Consider the following 18,027-nt stretch of genomic DNA (forward strand, 5'->3'; position numbering starts at 1 on the left):
CGTTAATGCGATGAAGGGAGATTAAGTCAATGAGGTACTTAACAGCAGGTGAATCACATGGTCCACAATTGACCACAATTATTGAAGGAGTTCCAGCAGGACTTTACATAGAGCAGGATGACATCAATTATGAATTGGCTAGAAGACAAAAAGGTCATGGCCGAGGAAGAAGAATGCAGATCGAAAAAGACCAGGCAAAAGTGTTAAGTGGCGTTCGTCACGGGAGAACATTAGGTTCGCCAATCGCTCTTGTTGTTGAAAATAACGACTGGAAGCACTGGACAAAGGTGATGGGAGCAGAGCCGATCACAGAAGAAGAAGAAAGTGAAATGAAGCGTCAAATCTCTCGTCCAAGACCAGGACATGCGGATTTAAATGGTGCGATTAAATACGGACACCGTGATATGAGAAACGTATTAGAGCGCTCGTCAGCGCGCGAGACAACTGTTCGCGTAGCAGCAGGCGCAGTTGCCAAACAAATCTTGGCGCATCTAGGGATTAAAGTAGCTGGCCACGTTCTTGAAATTGGCGGAGTGAAAGCAGCTCATACAGCATATGAGTCTATTGAAGATTTGCAAAAGGTAACAGAAGAATCACCTGTTCGCTGCTATGACAGTGAAGCAGGTCAGCAAATGATGGATGCAATTGATGAAGCGAAGAAAAACGGCGATTCAATTGGCGGAATTGTTGAAGTCATCGTTGAAGGGATGCCGGTTGGGGTTGGCAGCTATGTTCATTACGACCGTAAATTGGACAGCAAGCTTGCAGGCGCTGTACTTAGTATCAACGCTTTTAAAGGGGTTGAATTCGGTATTGGCTTCGAGGCAGCCTCTAAAAATGGCAGCGAGGTCCATGATGAAATCATCTGGGATGAAGAAAAGGGCTATACGAGAAAAACAAACCGCCTAGGTGGCCTTGAAGGCGGAATGTCAACTGGTATGCCAATTGTCGTAAGAGGGGTTATGAAACCAATCCCAACGCTTTATAAGCCGCTTCAAAGCGTTGACATTGAAACAAAAGAACCTTTCTCTGCAAGTATTGAACGCTCTGACAGCTGCGCTGTTCCTGCTGCAAGTGTTGTTGCAGAAGCAGTCGTGGCATGGGAAATTGCCAATGCGGTTGTGGAGCAGTTTGGCCTTGACCAAATTGACCGCATTAAAGAAAATGTTGAAAAAATGCGCCAGCTTCAGAGGGAATTTTAATGAAAACACTGGAAGTTAAGACGTCTTCAGCCACTTATCCTGTATTTATCGGTGATGGGATTAAACGCAATATCGTCGACTTGATAACTTCCACTGGGCATTCCTATACGAAGCTCTTAATCGTCACAGATACAGCTGTTGATGCCATTTATGGTGATGAAATGGTTCGCTTACTTCAACAGAAGTGGCCTGTGAACAAAGTGGTTGTGCCAAGCGGAGAGCAGTCAAAATCCTTTGCCGAATTTGAGCATATTCATACGAAAGCCATTCAATTTCAGCTTGATCGATCCGCCTGCATTATTGCGCTGGGAGGCGGTGTGATTGGAGATTTGGCTGGATTTGCTGCTGCCACTTATATGAGAGGCATTGACTTTATCCAAGTGCCGACGACGCTGCTGGCACATGATAGTGCAGTTGGCGGGAAAACAGGGATCAACCATCCGCTCGGTAAAAATTTAATCGGTGCGTTTCATCAGCCGAAAGCTGTGATCTATGATACTAGTATGCTTGAGACTCTATCTCAAATTGAACGAAGATCAGGCTTTGCAGAAGTCATCAAACATGCATTGATTTCTAGTGAAGACTTTTTATCAGAACTAATGTCCATTCGTTCTTTGTCGGATTTATCAAAGAGTGAGCTGGCACATATGCTGTATCAAGGTATTCAAGTCAAAGCGTCAATTGTTCAAGAAGATGAAAAAGAACAAGGCGTGCGTGCATTTTTGAATTTAGGCCATACACTGGGGCATGCCATCGAAGCAGAATACGGATACGGCGTCATCACGCATGGAGATGCCATTGCAATCGGCATGCAGTTTGCGCTGTATGTGAGCGAAAAGCAGCTAGGGCTCAGCCTTAATCGTTTGGAACTAAAAGAGTGGATGCAAGAGCTTGGATTCCCTGTACAAGTCACACCAGATATTTCAACGAAAACATTTGTTGACCGGATGATTGGTGATAAAAAAGCAAGAGGCGGAAGTGTTCAATTTGTTTTATTAAAACAGATTGGAGACGTCACCTTACAGTCTTTCACAAAAGATGAGCTGCACTACTGGCTCGAAGAATGGAAACGGGAGGAGGGATGTCTATGATGTTTCGCGGGATACGTGGGGCTACAACTGTGATAGAAGATACAGAAACTGAAGTGTTAAACAAAACGAAACAGCTGTTAGAAGCGATTATTTCAAGAAACCAAGTAGATCCAGAACGTGTCGTGCAGATCTTGATTTCAGCTACACAAGATATTCACTCCGTTTTTCCGGCAAAAGCACTTCGTCAATTTGAAGGATGGACATATGTACCGGTTACTTGCATGCAGGAACTAGACATTGATGGCGGTTTAAAGCAATGTATTCGTGTCTTAATGACTGTCCAGACAGATACAAAGCAGGAAGACATACAGCATGTGTACTTGGAAGAAGCTGTGACGCTTCGCCCTGATTTACAGTTGACAAAAAACAAGGAATTATAATACGATATGAACAGCCGAAGTTTACACACAGGTGTAAACGGCATTGCAAGCTTAGAGAAGATGAGAATGAGACTAGGGTAGTTGAGATGAGTAGAGTTGAGCAGAGATACGATACTTCTATTTAATCATACTGCCTAAAAGAGAAACCCTCTTTTAGGCTTATTTCGTATACTCATACAAACCCTCTATATGTCCCCTCATTCTCCTTAATCCCATTTAAGGAGTGTGCTTATGAATTCCCAATCAAACCTGACCCAATTTTTAAAGGACAGTGAGTCCTACAAAACGATCCCAATTGTTGAAACCATTACAGTCGATACGCTCTCACCGATTCAAATTGTTGAAAAACTCAAACAAGATATTGTGTATTTGCTAGAAAGCAAAGATGAGTCTTCCAGCTGGTCGAGATATTCCTTCATTGGATTGCATCCGTTTTTAACCTTACATGATGACCAAAACAAATACATTGCACGTGACGCTGCGGGGCAGGAAGTCATGCAAAAGCAAGAGCTGAAAGAACTGCTGGATTGGATGAAAGAGCAATATCAAATCAAAGCGCCAGATATTGATATCCCATTTACAGGTGGGGCTGTTGGGTACTTAAGCTACGATCTGATTCCAAATATTGAACCTTCTGTCAGGCCTCATCGAAACGCATCGCTGGCAGAAAATTGCACATTATTTGTCTGCCAAACGATGATCGCCTTTGATCATGAAACGAATCATGTTCATTTTATCCAGTACACCCAGCTAACCGGACATGAAGCAGAAGACGAAAAAATACGCGCTTACAAAGAAAATCAAAAACAGCTTGAACAGATGATTCACAAGCTCCATTCAAAGACTGATATGAAAGAACTGATTTTAACAGGGAATATGAACGAGCCGCCATCCTTTGAACATGTGACGTCAACCTATGAAAAAGCGCAATTTTTAAAGGACGTAGAAAAAATCAAAGAATACATTCGAGCGGGTGACATTTTCCAAGGCGTCCTCTCGCAGCGATTTGATATCCCTGTATCAGTGAGTTCATTTGAGTTATACCGCGTGCTTCGGATTGTGAATCCATCTCCATATATGTATTTTATGAAATTAAAAGATCGTGATTTAGTCGGCAGCTCGCCAGAACGATTAATCCATGCCAAAAACAGGCATCTAGAAATCCATCCTATTGCAGGCACAAGAAAAAGAGGAAGAACAAGAGAAGAGGATGCTGAGCTAGCAAAAGAGCTGCTTGAAGATGAAAAGGAAAAAGCGGAGCATTACATGTTAGTGGATCTTGCCAGAAATGATGTAGGCCGTGTGGCAGAATACGGCAGTGTGTCCGTACCGACCTTTACAAAAGTAGTGAATTTTTCACATGTCATGCACATTATCTCCATTGTGACAGGAAAGCTAAAGCGGGATACACATCCAGTCGATGCGCTCATGTCCGCTTTCCCAGCAGGCACATTAACAGGTGCCCCGAAAATAAGAGCGATGCAATTATTAAATGAAATGGAGCCTGAGCCAAGGGAAACGTATGGCGGCTGTATTGCTTATATTGGATTCGACGGTAATATCGACTCCTGTATTACCATTCGTACGATGAGCGTAAAAAATCAGACCGCTTCTATACAAGCAGGCGCCGGCATTGTGGCTGATTCTGTCCCAGAAAACGAATGGGAAGAGACTTGTAACAAGGCAGGAGCACTTCTGAAAGCCATTCAGCTTGCGGAACATATTTTCTCAGAAAAGGAGAGTGTGCAGGATGAATCACCGACTATCAGCTCTTGTTAATGGAGGCTTTCTATCAGAAAATGAAGCAAATAAACTCATGCATGATATGATGAGCGGCGTTTTAACAGATGCTGAAGTCGCTGCAAGTCTCTCGATTTTAGCGCATAGAGGAGAAACCGCTGAAGAAATGACGGGTTTTGTGAAAGCCATGCGGCAAAATGCAGCACCAATGGAACGATCGCTTGATGTTGTTGATACTTGCGGCACAGGAGGCGATGGCCTCTCCACCTTTAATATATCAACTGCCGCTGCGATTGTCGCTTCCGCTGCTGGAGCCAAAATCGCCAAACATGGAAATCGATCAGTTTCTTCTAAAAGCGGGAGTGCCGATGTACTAGAGTGTCTTGGGATTCACATTCAATCCACACCGGAAGAAACAAGAAGACAAATACAAGAGAAAAACATGGGCTTTTTATTTGCACCATTGTATCATTCATCTATGAAACAAGTAGCCACAGTCCGCAAGCAGCTCGGCTTCCGGACGGTATTTAATCTGTTAGGACCGCTTTGCCACCCAATGCAAGCCAAAAAGCAAATCATCGGCGTCTACTCAAAGGAAAAGGCAAAATTAATGGCAAAAGCCCTTGCGCCATTAGAGCCAGAACATGTGCTGTTTGTTTGCGGAGAAGATGGGCTGGATGAATTAACGATTACAGCAAATTCATATGTGATTGAACTCAAAAAAGATGTCATGACAGAATATACACTCAATCCAGAAGACTTTGGGCTGCAAAAAGGATATTTATCAGATATTCAGGTCCAATCACCGGAAGAGAGCGCCAAATTGATTCAGAATATATTGAATCATCAAACAGTAGGGGCGCCGCTTCATATTACAGCCCTGAATGCTGGAGCGGCTTTATATGTCGCAGGGAAGTCAGAAAACCTCATGGCAGGAACATTAAAAGCGATTGAAACGATTAAAAACGGCGCAGCCAAAGAACAATTGGCTCGTTTAAAACAAAAAACGAGAGAGGAAGAGATCTATGCTTAATCAAATCATTGCCCGCAAAAAAGAACATGTCCAAACATTGCAGTTACCAGTAGATGAACACTTTGAAAGACGATCATTTAAAGAAGCACTCATGAATCCTCATCGCTCAATTGGTCTAATTGCTGAGGTGAAAAAGGCGTCTCCTTCCAAAGGAATCATTCAACCAAATTTTGATCCTTTACAAACAGCAAAAGCTTACGAAAAATCCAACGCTGATTGCTTATCTGTTTTAACGGATGAACCATTCTTTCAAGGAAAAAACGAATACTTATCCCTCATTAAAAAACACGTAGATCGTCCAATTTTAAGAAAAGATTTCATCATTGACTCCATACAGGTAGAAGAGTCAAGACGTATAGGAGCAGATGCCATTTTATTAATTGGAGAAGTACTTGAGCCGCAAAAGCTGCACGAGCTCTATGCTGAAGCGAAAGAGAATGGACTTGATGTCCTTGTCGAAGTACATGCAGCAGATACACTGGAAAATATTTTAAAGTTGTTCACTCCTGAAATCATTGGAGTGAACAACCGGAATTTAAATACATTTACAACAACAGTTGAACAAACAAAAGAGATCGCCCCCCTCGTTCCAAAAGAGGTCTTACTAGTGAGTGAGAGCGGTATTCAAACATTTGATGATCTAACCTTTGTGAAGAATCATGGAGCGGGTGCAGTCCTTGTAGGAGAATCATTAATGAGAGAACAATCACAAGAAAAAGCCGTTCAGGCATTGTTTGGAGAATGAACAGGATGAAGCCTTATGTAAAATATTGCGGGGCAGTATCACAAGAAGATGTGGAATGTATTGCGCAATCTCACGCAGATGCCATCGGATTTATTTTTGCTCCAAGTAAAAGACAAGTCCTTCCAGATCAAGTGAAACAATGGCTCACCCAAACAAAATGTAAGAAAAAGATTGCCGGTGTATTCGTAAATGAAAAGATTCAAAGAGTACGCGAGATCTCAAAACAGATACCTTTAGATATCGTACAGCTTCATGGAGATGAAACGCAGGATGACGCAAAAGAAATCAAACAACAAACAGGGGCTGTCGTTTGGAAAGTGTTCCATCACGAGCTCGATTTAACAAGAACGCTTGAAAAAATGACGTCATTTGCGCCTGTTGTCGATGGCTTCCTCATTGATGCGAAAGTAAAAGGGATGAGAGGCGGCTCTGGAACAGCTTTTGCTTGGGAGGCAGTGCCTCTATACGTTAAACATGCAAAACGGCTGGAGAAGACTTGCGTAATTGCAGGTGGCATCACACCAGAAACGATAGCAGATCTGCTCGCCTATGGTCCAGAAGCGATCGATCTTTCAAGCGGAATAGAAGAAAACGGAAAGAAAAGCAGCGCTAAGATCGAAGCGCTCGAAGAAAGGATGTTAAATGATGTACGCATATCCAAATGAAATTGGCAGATACGGAGAATTCGGAGGGAAATTTGTCCCGGAAACGCTCATGCAGCCACTTGCAGAAATTGAACAGGCATTTCGTGAATTAAAAGAAGATCCTGCTTTTCAAGCAGAGTATGTATCACTACTTCGAAACTATTCAGGCAGACCAACTGCGCTTACATATGCTGACCAAATTTCAGCATACCTCGGCGGCGCAAAGATCTATTTAAAAAGAGAAGATTTAAACCACACAGGTGCTCATAAAATTAACAATGCGCTTGGGCAGGCCCTGCTTGCGAAAAAAATGGGGAAATCAAACATCATCGCGGAAACAGGCGCAGGTCAGCACGGAGTAGCTGCTGCAACGGTGGCCGCAAAGTTCGGGTTATCCTGCACGGTCTTTATGGGAAAAGAAGATGTGGAAAGACAATCACTCAATGTCTTCCGAATGAAACTGCTTGGCGCTGAAGTCATACCTGTCACAAGCGGAAATGGTACATTAAAAGATGCAACAAACGAAGCCATTCGCTATTGGGTTCAGCACTGCAGTGATCATTTTTATATGATCGGCTCCGTTGTTGGCCCTCATCCGTATCCTCAAATTGTTAGCGAGTTCCAGCGCATGATTGGTGATGAAGCAAAAGAGCAGCTGCTTGAAAAAGAAGGAAGACTTCCTCATAAAGTCATTGCCTGTGTTGGCGGCGGAAGTAATGCCATTGGAATGTACCGGGCATTCTTAGATGAAGAGGTAGATATCATTGGGGTAGAAGCTGCTGGAAAAGGAATCGATACGCCGCTCCATGCTGCAACCATCACGAAAGGAACCAAAGGTGTGATCCACGGGTCTTTGACCTATTTAATCCAAGACGAATTTGGCCAGATTATTGAGCCATATTCGATTTCCGCTGGTTTAGATTATCCGGGAATTGGACCAGAGCACGCCTATTTACATGCGAGCGGACGGGTTCAATATGTGAGTGCGACAGATGAAGAAGCACTAGATGCCCTAAAACTGCTGACTGAAAAAGAAGGAATACTTCCAGCAATTGAATCTGCACATGCGCTAGCCAAGGCGTTTGAGGTAAGCAAGACGATGAATGAAGATGAAATCGTTCTTGTCTGCCTGTCAGGAAGAGGCGATAAGGATGTGCATACATTAATGAACGTGCTTGAAAGTGAGGGGAAACAAAATGATTAGATTTCAATTAGAGCAAGATGAAAAATTATTCATCCCATTTATCACAGCAGGAGATCCGTCAGAAAACATCACGATTGATTTAGCTATCTCCCTTCAAGCAGCCGGTGCACATGCGATTGAACTCGGTGTTCCTTATTCGGATCCACTAGCGGACGGTCCTGTCATTCAAAGAGCCTCCAAAAGAGCTCTAAATCATGGCATGAATATCGTAAAAGCGATAGAATTAGCAGGGAAGATGAAAAAAAACGGTGTAAAAATTCCTGTAATTCTATTTACGTATTATAATCCTGTGTTACAATTAGACACAGAATACTTTTTCGCTTTACTGCGCAAAAATCATATTTCGGGACTCTTAACACCCGACTTGCCGTTTGAAGAGAGCAGCGAGCTGCAAAAGAACTGTCAAACCCATGACATTTCATATATTTCACTCGTTGCACCAACAAGCAAGGAACGATTAGTAAACATTGTAGAGCAGGCAGAAGGTTTTGTGTATTGTGTTTCATCTCTTGGTGTAACTGGTGTCAGACAATCCTTTGACGCGTCAATTACAGATTTTATTCAACAAGTGAAACAGCTGAGTCACATACCGGTTGCGGTCGGTTTTGGCATCTCAACAAGAGAGCAGGTAGACTCAATGAATAAACTGAGTGACGGCGTCGTTGTCGGCAGTGCACTTGTGAAAAAAATTGAAGAGCTTCAAGAACAATTGCTGGCAAGTGATACACGTCAAGAGGCTTTAAGAGAATTTGAAACATATGCAAAAACATTTAGTCCCCTCTATTCATTCAAATGAGGTGAAACATTTTGCAAATCAAAGATCAATTAAAACAGCTAAAACCGTATCAACCTGGGAAACCAATTGAAGAGGTCAAAAAAGAATATCAATTAGACAAAATTGTGAAATTGGCTTCAAATGAAAACCCTTTTGGATGTTCCGTACATGCAAGAGAGGCGATACAAGCTGAGCTCGAACATTTAGCCATTTATCCAGATGGATACAGCGCAAGTTTAAGAACGGAGCTGGCTGAATTTCTTCAAGTAAGTGAAAAACAATTAATTTTCGGGAATGGCTCAGATGAACTTGTGCAAATTATTGCGAGAGCATTCCTTGATCAACATACAAATACCGTCATCCCATCTCCATCTTTTCCGCAATACCGTCACAATGCAGTGATTGAACATGCTGAAATTCGAGAAGTGCCTCTTTTAGACGGAGGAGCTCACGATCTGAAGGGCATGCTGGATGCGATCGATGAAAACACGAAGGTTGTCTGGGTATGTAATCCAAATAACCCGACGGGAAATCATTTGTCAGAATCTGAGATTGTGGCGTTTTTAGACGAAGTGCCGGCTCACGTGCTTGTTGTACTAGATGAAGCGTATGTTGAATACGTTCGTGCAGAAGATTTTCCAGACAGTTTATCTTTATTACAATCCTATCAAAATGTCATTGTACTTCGAACGTTTTCTAAAGCGTATGGACTTGCAGCACTTCGAGTAGGTTATGGGATTGCATCAGAAGAGCTAATTACTGCCATTGAACCAGCGAGAGAGCCGTTTAATACTAGCCGTATCGCTCAGGCAGCTGCGCGTGCAGCGATAAAAGATCAAGACTTCATTCAATCATGCAGACAGAAAAATGAAGCAGGTCTCAAGCAATACCAAGATTTCGCTGACCGTTTTGGACTATATATCTATCCATCTCAAACAAACTTTGTGCTGATTAATTTTAAACGAGATGCAGATGAATTGTTCAATGCATTATTGAAAAAAGGTTACATTGTTCGTTCCGGTAAAGCACTTGGTTTTCCGACTTCTTTACGTATTACCGTCGGAACAAAAGAGCAAAATGAAGAAATTCTAAGTACACTTGCCGATTTACTGCAAGGCATTCGTGCGTAGCATAACCATAAAGTCATATCCTAATGCAGGATATGGCTTTCATTGTACCAACCTCCTATACATATAAGCCGTTGAAATAGGTTGTTTAATTTTCGCGAAAAATCAGGTGATGAATATGAACGATGCAAACGAAACTGTATTAATCGCTGGACTCGGTTTAATCGGTGGGTCCATTGCACTCTCGATTAAAAAAGAGTATCCTCATAAAAAAATTGTAGGATTTGATGTTTCCAAAGAGCAAATGGTTGCTGCAACAAAGCTGGGAATTATTGATGCAACAACTGATTCGTTTCTGACTGGATTAGAAGAATCTTCGACCATTATTTTGGCAACACCTGTCCAGCAAACTGTAAAGATGCTTAGTGATATTGCAGACTCTGGAATTGAAAGAGAGCTCACAATCACTGATGTCGGCAGCACAAAGCAAAAGGTTGTCCATTTTGCTGAAAAAGTGCTGCCTGAACATTACCAATTTATTGGTGGACATCCAATGGCAGGCTCTCATAAGTCAGGTGTTATTGCAGCAAAAGACTTTTTATTTGAAAATGCGTTCTACATTTTAACGCCTGCAAAGGAAACAAACCGTCAAGCTGTTGATCGGTTGATGGATTTGTTAAAGGGGACAAATGCTCATTTCATCGAGATGACACCAGAAGAACATGATGCTGTGACAAGTGTCATTAGCCATTTTCCTCATATTGTTGCAGCCAGCCTTGTGCATCAAGCGCATCATTTTGAAGAACAATTCCCACTTGTTAAACGGTTTGCTGCTGGTGGCTTTCGTGATATCACACGAATTGCTTCAAGCAATCCTGCAATGTGGCGGGATATCCTGCTGCACAATAAACACAAGATTTTAGACCGTTTTCATGAATGGAAAAAAGAGATTAACCGCATTGAGACCTTCGTACAGCAAGAAGATGCTGAAGGATTGTTCTCTTATTTTCAAGATGCAAAGGAATATCGAGATGGACTTCCTCTAAGGAAAAAAGGAGCCATTCCTGCTTTTTATGATCTGTATGTCGATGTTCCGGATCATCCTGGGGTCATTTCGGAGATTACAGGGCATTTAGCAAGTGAAAACATTAGTATTACAAATATCCGTATTATAGAGACGCGAGAAGACATTAATGGGATTTTACGCATTAGTTTTCAAACAGATGACGACCGGAAGCGTGCAGAAATCTGTATAAAAAATAGAGCGAATTACGATACATTTTATGCTGACTGAGGTGACAAACATGAAAATTCATAAAAATGCTCCAATGAATGGAGAAATTCATATCCCAGGTGATAAATCTATTTCACATAGATCAGTGATGTTTGGTGCAATTGCTGATGGAACCACAGTAGTGAAAAACTTTCTTCCTGGAGCTGATTGTTTAAGTACGATTGATTGCTTTAGAAAGATGGGCGTTGAAATTGAACAAAAAGGGACAGATGTTGTCATTCATGGTAAAGGACTGAAAGAGCTCAAGGAGCCGTCTGACATTCTCGATGTTGGCAACTCTGGTACAACCATTCGTTTAATGATGGGAATATTAGCTGGTTGTGAGTTTCACAGTACACTAATTGGTGATGAGAGTATTGCCAAAAGACCAATGAAACGTGTGACGGGTCCGCTTAAACAACTAGGAGCCAAAATAGACGGCAGAGCAAATGGCGAGTATACACCGCTGTCTATTCGTGGCGGTCATTTAAAAGGCATAACTTATGAGTCTCCAGTGGCAAGTGCACAAATTAAGTCAGCTGTCCTTTTAGCAGGGCTGCAAGCAGAGGGCACAACGACATTAACTGAACCACATAAATCAAGAGATCATACAGAAAGAATGCTCTCAATGTTTGGTGTAAAACTAGATGAAGATGAACAAAGTGTTTCCATTGAAGGCGGCCAAACATTAACAGCAACAGATATATTTGTTCCTGGGGACATCTCTTCAGCTGCATTTTTCCTTGTAGCTGGATCAATCGTTCCTAATAGCCGGATTGTCTTAAAAAATGTCGGGCTAAACAAAACAAGAACAGGTATTATTGATGTACTGAAACTTATGGGGGCAAATCTTGAAATCAATGAAGTAGATGCCAAAGGCGGAGAACCGTACGGTGATTTAACCATTTCTACTTCATCATTAAAAGGGATTGAAATTTCTGGTGACATGATTTCAAGACTCATCGATGAAATTCCGATAATTGCGCTTCTTGCGACCCAAGCAGAAGGAACAACAATCATTAAAGATGCTGCTGAGTTAAAAGTAAAAGAAACCAATCGAATTGATACAGTCGTATCAGAACTTAAAAAACTCGGTGCTGATATTGAAGCAACAGATGATGGTATGAAGATTCATGGTAAAACTATGCTTCAAGGCGGCGCAGTCGTCTCAAGCTACGGAGATCACCGTATCGGTATGATGCTGGGAATTGCCGCATGTATGACAAAGCAAGCAATTGAGATTGAAGATACAGAAGCTGTTCGTGTCTCATACCCGAATTTCTTTGAACACATTGAATATTTAACAAAAACAGTCTGAGGATGTCCTCAGGCTTTTTCTTTCCTTCTGCATATTTGTCAGAAATATAGCATAGCTTGTCTCAAGGTGAAACCTTGAAAAAAAACATTTTGTCCGATAAAAATAGTGTCTGCAGTTTACAAATCATCAGTTTCGTATAGGATGAAATGAAAAACAGTCTTTAAAACACAAAAATGGGTTCATTTTAAAAGAGCAACATATTTGCTGGATGTGCACCTGTCGATTATGATATGAAGTAACAATAGTTTAGGTTTTTGGAAACAGAAAGGAACGGTTTGATTTGAATAGTTCATTACAAGAAGCCATAAAATTAGTTGAGGCGGGTGAGACTGAAAAAGGACTCCAAACACTTGCTCAAGCAGAGAAACATTTGCACGATGAAGAAAAAGCGCAAGCGGCTCAATTATATTATGATTGGGGAGATATCGATAAAGCACGGAATCTCATCAGTGATTTACATGATTTATATCCAGAGGAAACAGGTTTAACGTGTTTTTATGCAGAGCTGCTGATTGACTCTGATGAAGAAGAGAAGGCGATTGCAGTATTAGAAACGATTCCTGAAGATGATGATGCGTACCCTGAGAGTTTATTGTTAATGGCAGATTTGTATCAGATGCAAGGACTATTTGAAGTCAGTGAACAAAAGCTTTTAAAAGCGAAAGAACTACTTCCGAATGAAGCTATCATCGATTTTGCATTAGGTGAGTTGTATTTTTCTCAAGGTCTTTCAAAGAAAGCGGCTGATTTTTTCTACAAAGTGGCAGATCAACAGCATGAGGTTGGCGGTGTCAATGTGTATCAGCGGCTTGCTGAATCACTCAGTACAGCTGGAGAATTTGAGGATGCACTTGAATGGTACGAAAAGGCAGTAAAAGATCAAGCAGACCCGAACACTCTTTTTGGCTACGGATTTACAGCGATGAGGGCTGGCAGAACAAAAACAGCCATTCAGCAGCTTACAGAACTGAAAGATATTGATCCATCCTATTCGTCACTTTATATGCCTTTAGCGAAAAGTTATGAGGAAGAAGGACTATATCACGAGGCTTTAGAGGTAGTAAAAGAGGGTATTAAAGTTGATGAGTATAACAAAGAATTATATTTATATGGTGCCAAGATTGATTTGAAAAATGGGGATTCAGTAGATGCGAAAAAACTGCTTCAAGAAGCACTTGCTCTCGATCCGGGTTATATTGAAGCTGTTCAAACTTTGCTGGCGATCTATTTAAATGAAGAGCTGTTTGATGAAATTCTAGATGTTATTAAAGAGGTTAAAAGCTTTGGGGAAGATGATCCAAAATGGAATTGGTATGCAGCATCTGCTTCTGTCGGGCGAGAAGAATACAAAGAAGCTGCCGAGTATTTCAAGCTTGCCCTGCCTGATTTTGATGAGGAACGTGACTTTTTATATGAATACGCTTCGTTCCTTTTAGAAGAGGGCAGACAAAAAGAAGCATTGCCGTTATTACGCAAAGTTCTAGAGAAAGATGGCACGAATGAAGAAATTGAAGAAACGATTTTAAGAATTGAAGACGAAATTTCCTTATAGTTTGCAGGAATGAAGAACTGGTTTGTTGAATAATTCATGTATAGCAATTTAATTTACGATAGAGGAGGGAATAACATGCAGACCCCTGTTTCTGTCAATGAAAAGAAGGAATTTATCCGGTGGTTCTTAAACCATTATCAGCTAAAGCGAAGAGAGTGTGTTTGGATATTAAATTATTTAATGAGTCACGACTCTTTGATGGAAAAGGTTCATTTTGTAGAGCAAGCAGAATTTTGCCCAAGGGGAATCATCATGTCAACACACTGTGTGGATGAAGTTCCCTTTAGATTTTATAAAGAAAACATCATGACGACAGATGCTGAAAAGTCATTTCATGATATTCGTTTGAATAAACAGCAGGATTTGTTTATTCAATTGAATTTCCGTTCTGCCTATCGTTCCCCGGAATATGCAGCTGTTCTTGAAACAAATCCCCATATTCCAAAGGATCTTTATGAGAACGAAAAAGATAAGGATCTTGCTGAGAAAGTGCTTGAGCACTCAATCGCAACTTTCCAAAAAGAACGGCTCATGAAAGAGATAGATGAAGCACTCGACCGTCATGATCAAGAAACATTTAATAAGCTGGCAAAAGAATTAAGCCTATTGTCATAAACTGAACGAATAAGCCTTGCCCTATACAGGCAGGGCTTATGTCATGAAAGAGGGGAAATTGATGAAGTTTCAAGCAGAGGATGCGGATCGCTTTTTGCAATCTAAAGCTTACATTGATACCGCTATCATTCCATTAGTTGGGATTAACGCAGATCAAATGAAACAAACCGTGTCTTTAGGAGAGTTTACTATTCTTGTAGCAGAGGAACTTGAAAGACAATTAAAAGGGCGGGTTTTTCTTTTTCCACCACATACATATTTGGAAGTGAGTGACCAGAAACAAGAAGACATACTCACAATGAAGCAGTCGCTCAAAGATCATTTTCAGCATGTCGCACTGATCACATCTGATCACCAGTGGAAAGAGCATGCTGAGATTAGAGAATCGCTATTTTTGCTCAAGCCGGTTCCACTGGAGCATTTGAAGGTTGAATTAAAGCAAAAAGTCATTCAAGACAGTGTTGAACAAATTTTGAACTTTTTGTTACAAAAATGGAACCCTTCATAAAAACCCTTACATTTGCATTGTACATAGCTTTTTAGGATGTTGACCTTGTGAATAGATTGATATATTATGAGGGTGTCCTAGTTTTATGAAATTTTTTCTAATTCAGTTATAAAGTAGCTGACGACCTGAGGGGGGGAGAAAAAAATGAGCGAGAAGAGACATGGAGTGTCCAGGCGTCAATTTTTGAATTACACGTTGACCGGCGTGGGGGGATTTATGGCCGCTGGAATGCTCATGCCTATGGTTCGCTTTGCGCTTGACCCTGTGCTTAAAGGAACAGAGGATCAGGATATGGTTCAAGTTGTCAGTGTAGATGAACTGACAAAGGAACCGAAGCGCTTTGACTTTAAAATTGATCAAGTAGATGCATGGTATGAGTCAAAGGAATCTAGGTCAGCATGGGTGTACAAAGAAGGGGATGAAATTGTCGCTTTATCGCCAATCTGTAAACATTTAGGATGTACAGTGAACTGGAACAGTGATCCGAAAAATCCAAACAAATTTTTCTGCCCGTGCCATTATGGGCTGTACGACAAGGATGGTACAAACGTACCCGGAACTCCACCGCTTGCACCGCTTGACCATTATAAGCAGCAAGTGAAGGACGGATACCTCTATCTTGGAAAAGCTGTGCCGAAAGGGGAAGGGTAACGATGCTTAACAAGATTTACGATTGGGTAGATGAGCGGCTAGACATTACACCGATATGGAGAGATATTGCGGATCACGAGGTGCCAGAGCACGTCAATCCAGCACATCATTTCTCCGCTTTTGTGTATTGTTTTGGCGGTTTAACGTTTTTTGTGACAGTCATCCAAGTCCTGTCGGGCATGTTTTTAACGATGTATTACGTGCCGGATATTAAAAATGCCTGGGAATCTGTCTATTATTTGCAAAATGAAGTGGCATTTGGCCAGATTGTCAGAGGGATGCACCACTGGGGTGCGAGTTTAGTCATTGTGATGATGTTTTTACATACGCTAAGGGTCTTTTTCCAAGGGGCGTATAAAAAGCCTAGAGAGCTGAACTGGATTGTTGGTGTGCTCATTTTCTTTGTGATGCTTGGACTTGGTTTTACAGGTTATCTTTTACCATGGGATATGAAGGCGCTGTTTGCGACGAAGGTTGGTCTTCAAATAGCAGAAGCAACACCTTTCATTGGTAAAGAGATCAAAACGCTGCTTGCAGGTCATCCTGACATTGTAGGGGCACAAACGCTGACGAGATTCTTCGCTATCCACGTCTTTTTCTTGCCAGCGGCATTATTTGGGCTGATGGCTGCCCACTTTATTATGATTCGTAAGCAAGGAATTTCTGGACCGCTATAAAATGTTGCGTTTGATGAATGTTCAATGAGGAGGGGATGACTTTGCATAGGGGAAAAGGGATGAAGTTTGTCGGAGATTCCAGAATACCGGCAGAAAGAAAACCTAACATACCTAAAGACTATTCCGAATATCCGGGAAAAACAGAAGCCTTTTGGCCGAACTTTCTTTTAAAGGAATGGCTTGTAGGTGCCGTTTTTTTAATTGGATTTCTTGTCCTAACTGTTGTTCATGCGCCTCCGCTTGAGCGGATGGCTGATCCGACAGATACTGGCTATATTCCGCTGCCAGACTGGTATTTCCTATTTTTGTACCAGTTATTAAAATATGAATTTGCTGCAGGTAGCTTCACTGTCGTCGGCGCGATGATTATGCCTGGAATCGCGTTTGGTGCACTTTTGCTCGCACCATTTCTTGATTCAGGTCCAGAACGCAGACCGTATAGAAGACCAATTGCAGTCGGGATGATGATCCTTGCAGTCGGCGCAGCAACGTATTTAACGTGGGAGTCTGTTGCAACCCATGATTGGGAAGCAGCGGCAAAACAAGGTGAGATTAAGAAAGAAGCAGAGATTGATACTTCAGCTGAAGAGTATAAAATTTATCAAGAGCAGACATGTATCTCCTGTCACGGGGATAACATGCAGGGCGGAGCAGCCGGACCGTCACTCGTTGACAACGGTCTTTCGCCTGAGGAGATCGCTAAAATCGCTGTAGAAGGAAAAGGCAACATGCCTAAGGGTGTCTTTAAAGGCAGTGATGAAGAACTCGAGAAGCTCTCTAAATATTTATCTGAGGTCAAATCAAAATAATTCAGTTGTTTAAATGCAAGTACAAGGATATACTCAAAAGAGAAAAAGCTGGCGCTGTCAGCTTTTTTCTGATTTTAACAGATCGTGAGTGAAGAGACATATGAGATGGATTCAATATTTGCTAGCGACGCGCTACATGCTTGTGCTGGTGCTTATGATCAATTTCCTTGGCACTGTTTATGGATACTATTGGTATATTCCGCAGCTCGTAGAGACGCCGGCTGTCTTTTTAGCTTTTGTACCAGACAGTCCAACGGCAAGCTTTTTCTTTTTATTTGTATTACTTGCGTTTTTGATGAAACGAAATGCTCCTTATTTTGAAGCACTTGCTCTTGTGACCTTGATTAAATATGGGCTATGGGCGGTAGGAATGAATATCTTTGTGCTTTTATCTGTTGATGATTTTCCGTGGGAAGGCTACATGCTGATTGGGTCTCACTTTGCGATGGCGGTTCAGGCTGTATTGTTTGCGCCGTATTATCGTTTTCAAATGCGTCATCTCGTGGTAGCGGGAATTTGGATTTTACATAACGATGTGATTGATTATGTATTTGGTATGATGCCGCGTTATTCTATGCTGTCTGCCTATTCAAACGAGATCGGCTATGCGACGTTTTGGTTAAGTATCGCGGTTCTTCTTGTTTCGTATTATCTCGTTCTATCGAAAAAATCGGTCAAGCTGGAACTCCCTTAACAATGTTGGTCTAACCTTGTCCTTTTCTTCATACGCTGTATGGAGAAGG

19 protein-coding genes are annotated in these 18,027 nt (G+C 41.6%); all 19 read left to right on the plus strand.

Translation table 11 applies throughout. From position 1 onward, the window contains the following. Window positions 1-29: 29 nt before the first annotated feature. Complete coding sequence (gene aroC / locus C9414_RS08430; protein ID WP_039179560.1) at window positions 30-1,202, plus strand: chorismate synthase; 1,173 nt, start codon at window positions 30-32, stop codon at window positions 1,200-1,202. Then, window positions 1,202-2,293 carry a 3-dehydroquinate synthase gene (aroB, locus tag C9414_RS08435; RefSeq protein ID WP_107163420.1) on the plus strand — a complete coding sequence of 364 codons (1,092 nt, stop codon included), beginning with the start codon at window positions 1,202-1,204 and terminating at the stop codon, window positions 2,291-2,293. The genes aroC and aroB overlap by 1 nt, the downstream gene beginning before the upstream one ends. Continuing rightward, a complete protein-coding gene (gene aroH / locus C9414_RS08440; RefSeq protein ID WP_024422804.1) occupies window positions 2,290-2,673 on the plus strand; it encodes a chorismate mutase in 384 nt (127 codons plus the stop codon). Before aroB ends, aroH begins: the two co-directional genes overlap by 4 nt. Before the next feature lie 231 nt (window positions 2,674-2,904). After that, window positions 2,905-4,452 carry an anthranilate synthase component I gene (gene trpE, locus C9414_RS08445; RefSeq protein ID WP_039179554.1) on the plus strand — a complete coding sequence of 516 codons (1,548 nt, stop codon included), beginning with the start codon at window positions 2,905-2,907 and terminating at the stop codon, window positions 4,450-4,452. Further along, entirely contained in the window at window positions 4,424-5,446 is a 1,023-nt protein-coding gene (trpD, locus tag C9414_RS08450) for an anthranilate phosphoribosyltransferase (RefSeq protein ID WP_039179552.1), read from the plus strand. Before trpE ends, trpD begins: the two co-directional genes overlap by 29 nt. After that, on the plus strand, window positions 5,439-6,191 hold the full coding sequence (trpC, locus tag C9414_RS08455; protein WP_107163421.1) for an indole-3-glycerol phosphate synthase TrpC: 753 nt from the start codon (window positions 5,439-5,441) through the stop codon (window positions 6,189-6,191). The genes trpD and trpC overlap by 8 nt, the downstream gene beginning before the upstream one ends. After that, on the plus strand, window positions 6,188-6,856 hold the full coding sequence (locus C9414_RS08460; protein ID WP_107163422.1) for a phosphoribosylanthranilate isomerase: 669 nt from the start codon (window positions 6,188-6,190) through the stop codon (window positions 6,854-6,856). Before trpC ends, C9414_RS08460 begins: the two co-directional genes overlap by 4 nt. After that, window positions 6,837-8,039: a tryptophan synthase subunit beta gene (gene trpB / locus C9414_RS08465; RefSeq protein ID WP_047203218.1), complete on the plus strand. Its 1,203-nt coding sequence runs from the start codon at window positions 6,837-6,839 to the stop codon at window positions 8,037-8,039. Before C9414_RS08460 ends, trpB begins: the two co-directional genes overlap by 20 nt. Next, window positions 8,032-8,835, plus strand: a complete 804-nt coding sequence (trpA, locus tag C9414_RS08470; RefSeq protein WP_107163423.1) for a tryptophan synthase subunit alpha — start codon at window positions 8,032-8,034, stop codon at window positions 8,833-8,835. Before trpB ends, trpA begins: the two co-directional genes overlap by 8 nt. Window positions 8,836-8,846: 11 nt before the next feature. Further along, the gene (hisC, locus tag C9414_RS08475) at window positions 8,847-9,944 is read left to right on the plus strand and encodes a histidinol-phosphate transaminase (RefSeq protein ID WP_107163424.1); all 1,098 of its coding nucleotides are present in this window, start codon (window positions 8,847-8,849) and stop codon (window positions 9,942-9,944) included. 115 nt (window positions 9,945-10,059) lie between these two features. After that, window positions 10,060-11,175: a prephenate dehydrogenase gene (locus tag C9414_RS08480; protein WP_047203221.1), complete on the plus strand. Its 1,116-nt coding sequence runs from the start codon at window positions 10,060-10,062 to the stop codon at window positions 11,173-11,175. A gap of 10 nt (window positions 11,176-11,185) precedes the next feature. Next, the gene (aroA, locus tag C9414_RS08485; protein WP_107163425.1) at window positions 11,186-12,472 is read left to right on the plus strand and encodes a 3-phosphoshikimate 1-carboxyvinyltransferase; all 1,287 of its coding nucleotides are present in this window, start codon (window positions 11,186-11,188) and stop codon (window positions 12,470-12,472) included. A 280-nt stretch (window positions 12,473-12,752) separates the two neighbouring features. Beyond that, window positions 12,753-14,024: a tetratricopeptide repeat protein gene (locus C9414_RS08490; RefSeq protein ID WP_058837950.1), complete on the plus strand. Its 1,272-nt coding sequence runs from the start codon at window positions 12,753-12,755 to the stop codon at window positions 14,022-14,024. A gap of 75 nt (window positions 14,025-14,099) precedes the next feature. Next, window positions 14,100-14,639 (plus strand): ReoY family proteolytic degradation factor, encoded by a 540-nt coding sequence (locus tag C9414_RS08495; RefSeq protein WP_008344562.1) that lies wholly within the window; start codon window positions 14,100-14,102, stop codon window positions 14,637-14,639. A 61-nt stretch (window positions 14,640-14,700) separates the two neighbouring features. Then, the gene (locus tag C9414_RS08500) at window positions 14,701-15,147 is read left to right on the plus strand and encodes a YpiF family protein (protein WP_047203224.1); all 447 of its coding nucleotides are present in this window, start codon (window positions 14,701-14,703) and stop codon (window positions 15,145-15,147) included. A 144-nt stretch (window positions 15,148-15,291) separates the two neighbouring features. Next, window positions 15,292-15,798 carry a ubiquinol-cytochrome c reductase iron-sulfur subunit gene (locus C9414_RS08505; RefSeq protein WP_007500911.1) on the plus strand — a complete coding sequence of 169 codons (507 nt, stop codon included), beginning with the start codon at window positions 15,292-15,294 and terminating at the stop codon, window positions 15,796-15,798. 2 nt (window positions 15,799-15,800) lie between these two features. Continuing rightward, window positions 15,801-16,475, plus strand: a complete 675-nt coding sequence (gene qcrB, locus C9414_RS08510) for a menaquinol-cytochrome c reductase cytochrome b subunit (protein WP_003215804.1) — start codon at window positions 15,801-15,803, stop codon at window positions 16,473-16,475. Window positions 16,476-16,516: 41 nt separating this feature from the next. Further along, window positions 16,517-17,284, plus strand: coding sequence for a menaquinol-cytochrome c reductase cytochrome b/c subunit (locus C9414_RS08515; RefSeq protein ID WP_039179522.1), 768 nt, complete (start codon window positions 16,517-16,519; stop codon window positions 17,282-17,284). Between the two features lie 100 nt (window positions 17,285-17,384). Beyond that, window positions 17,385-17,978, plus strand: a complete 594-nt coding sequence (lhaT, locus tag C9414_RS08520; RefSeq protein ID WP_047203225.1) for a lipoprotein heptaprenylglyceryl N-acetyltransferase LhaT — start codon at window positions 17,385-17,387, stop codon at window positions 17,976-17,978. Window positions 17,979-18,027: the final 49 nt, after the last annotated feature.

Origin of the sequence: Bacillus sp. Nf3, assembly GCF_003028545.1 — a bacterium.
In the GTDB taxonomy this organism is placed as follows: Bacteria; Bacillota; Bacilli; order Bacillales; family Bacillaceae; genus Bacillus; species Bacillus safensis.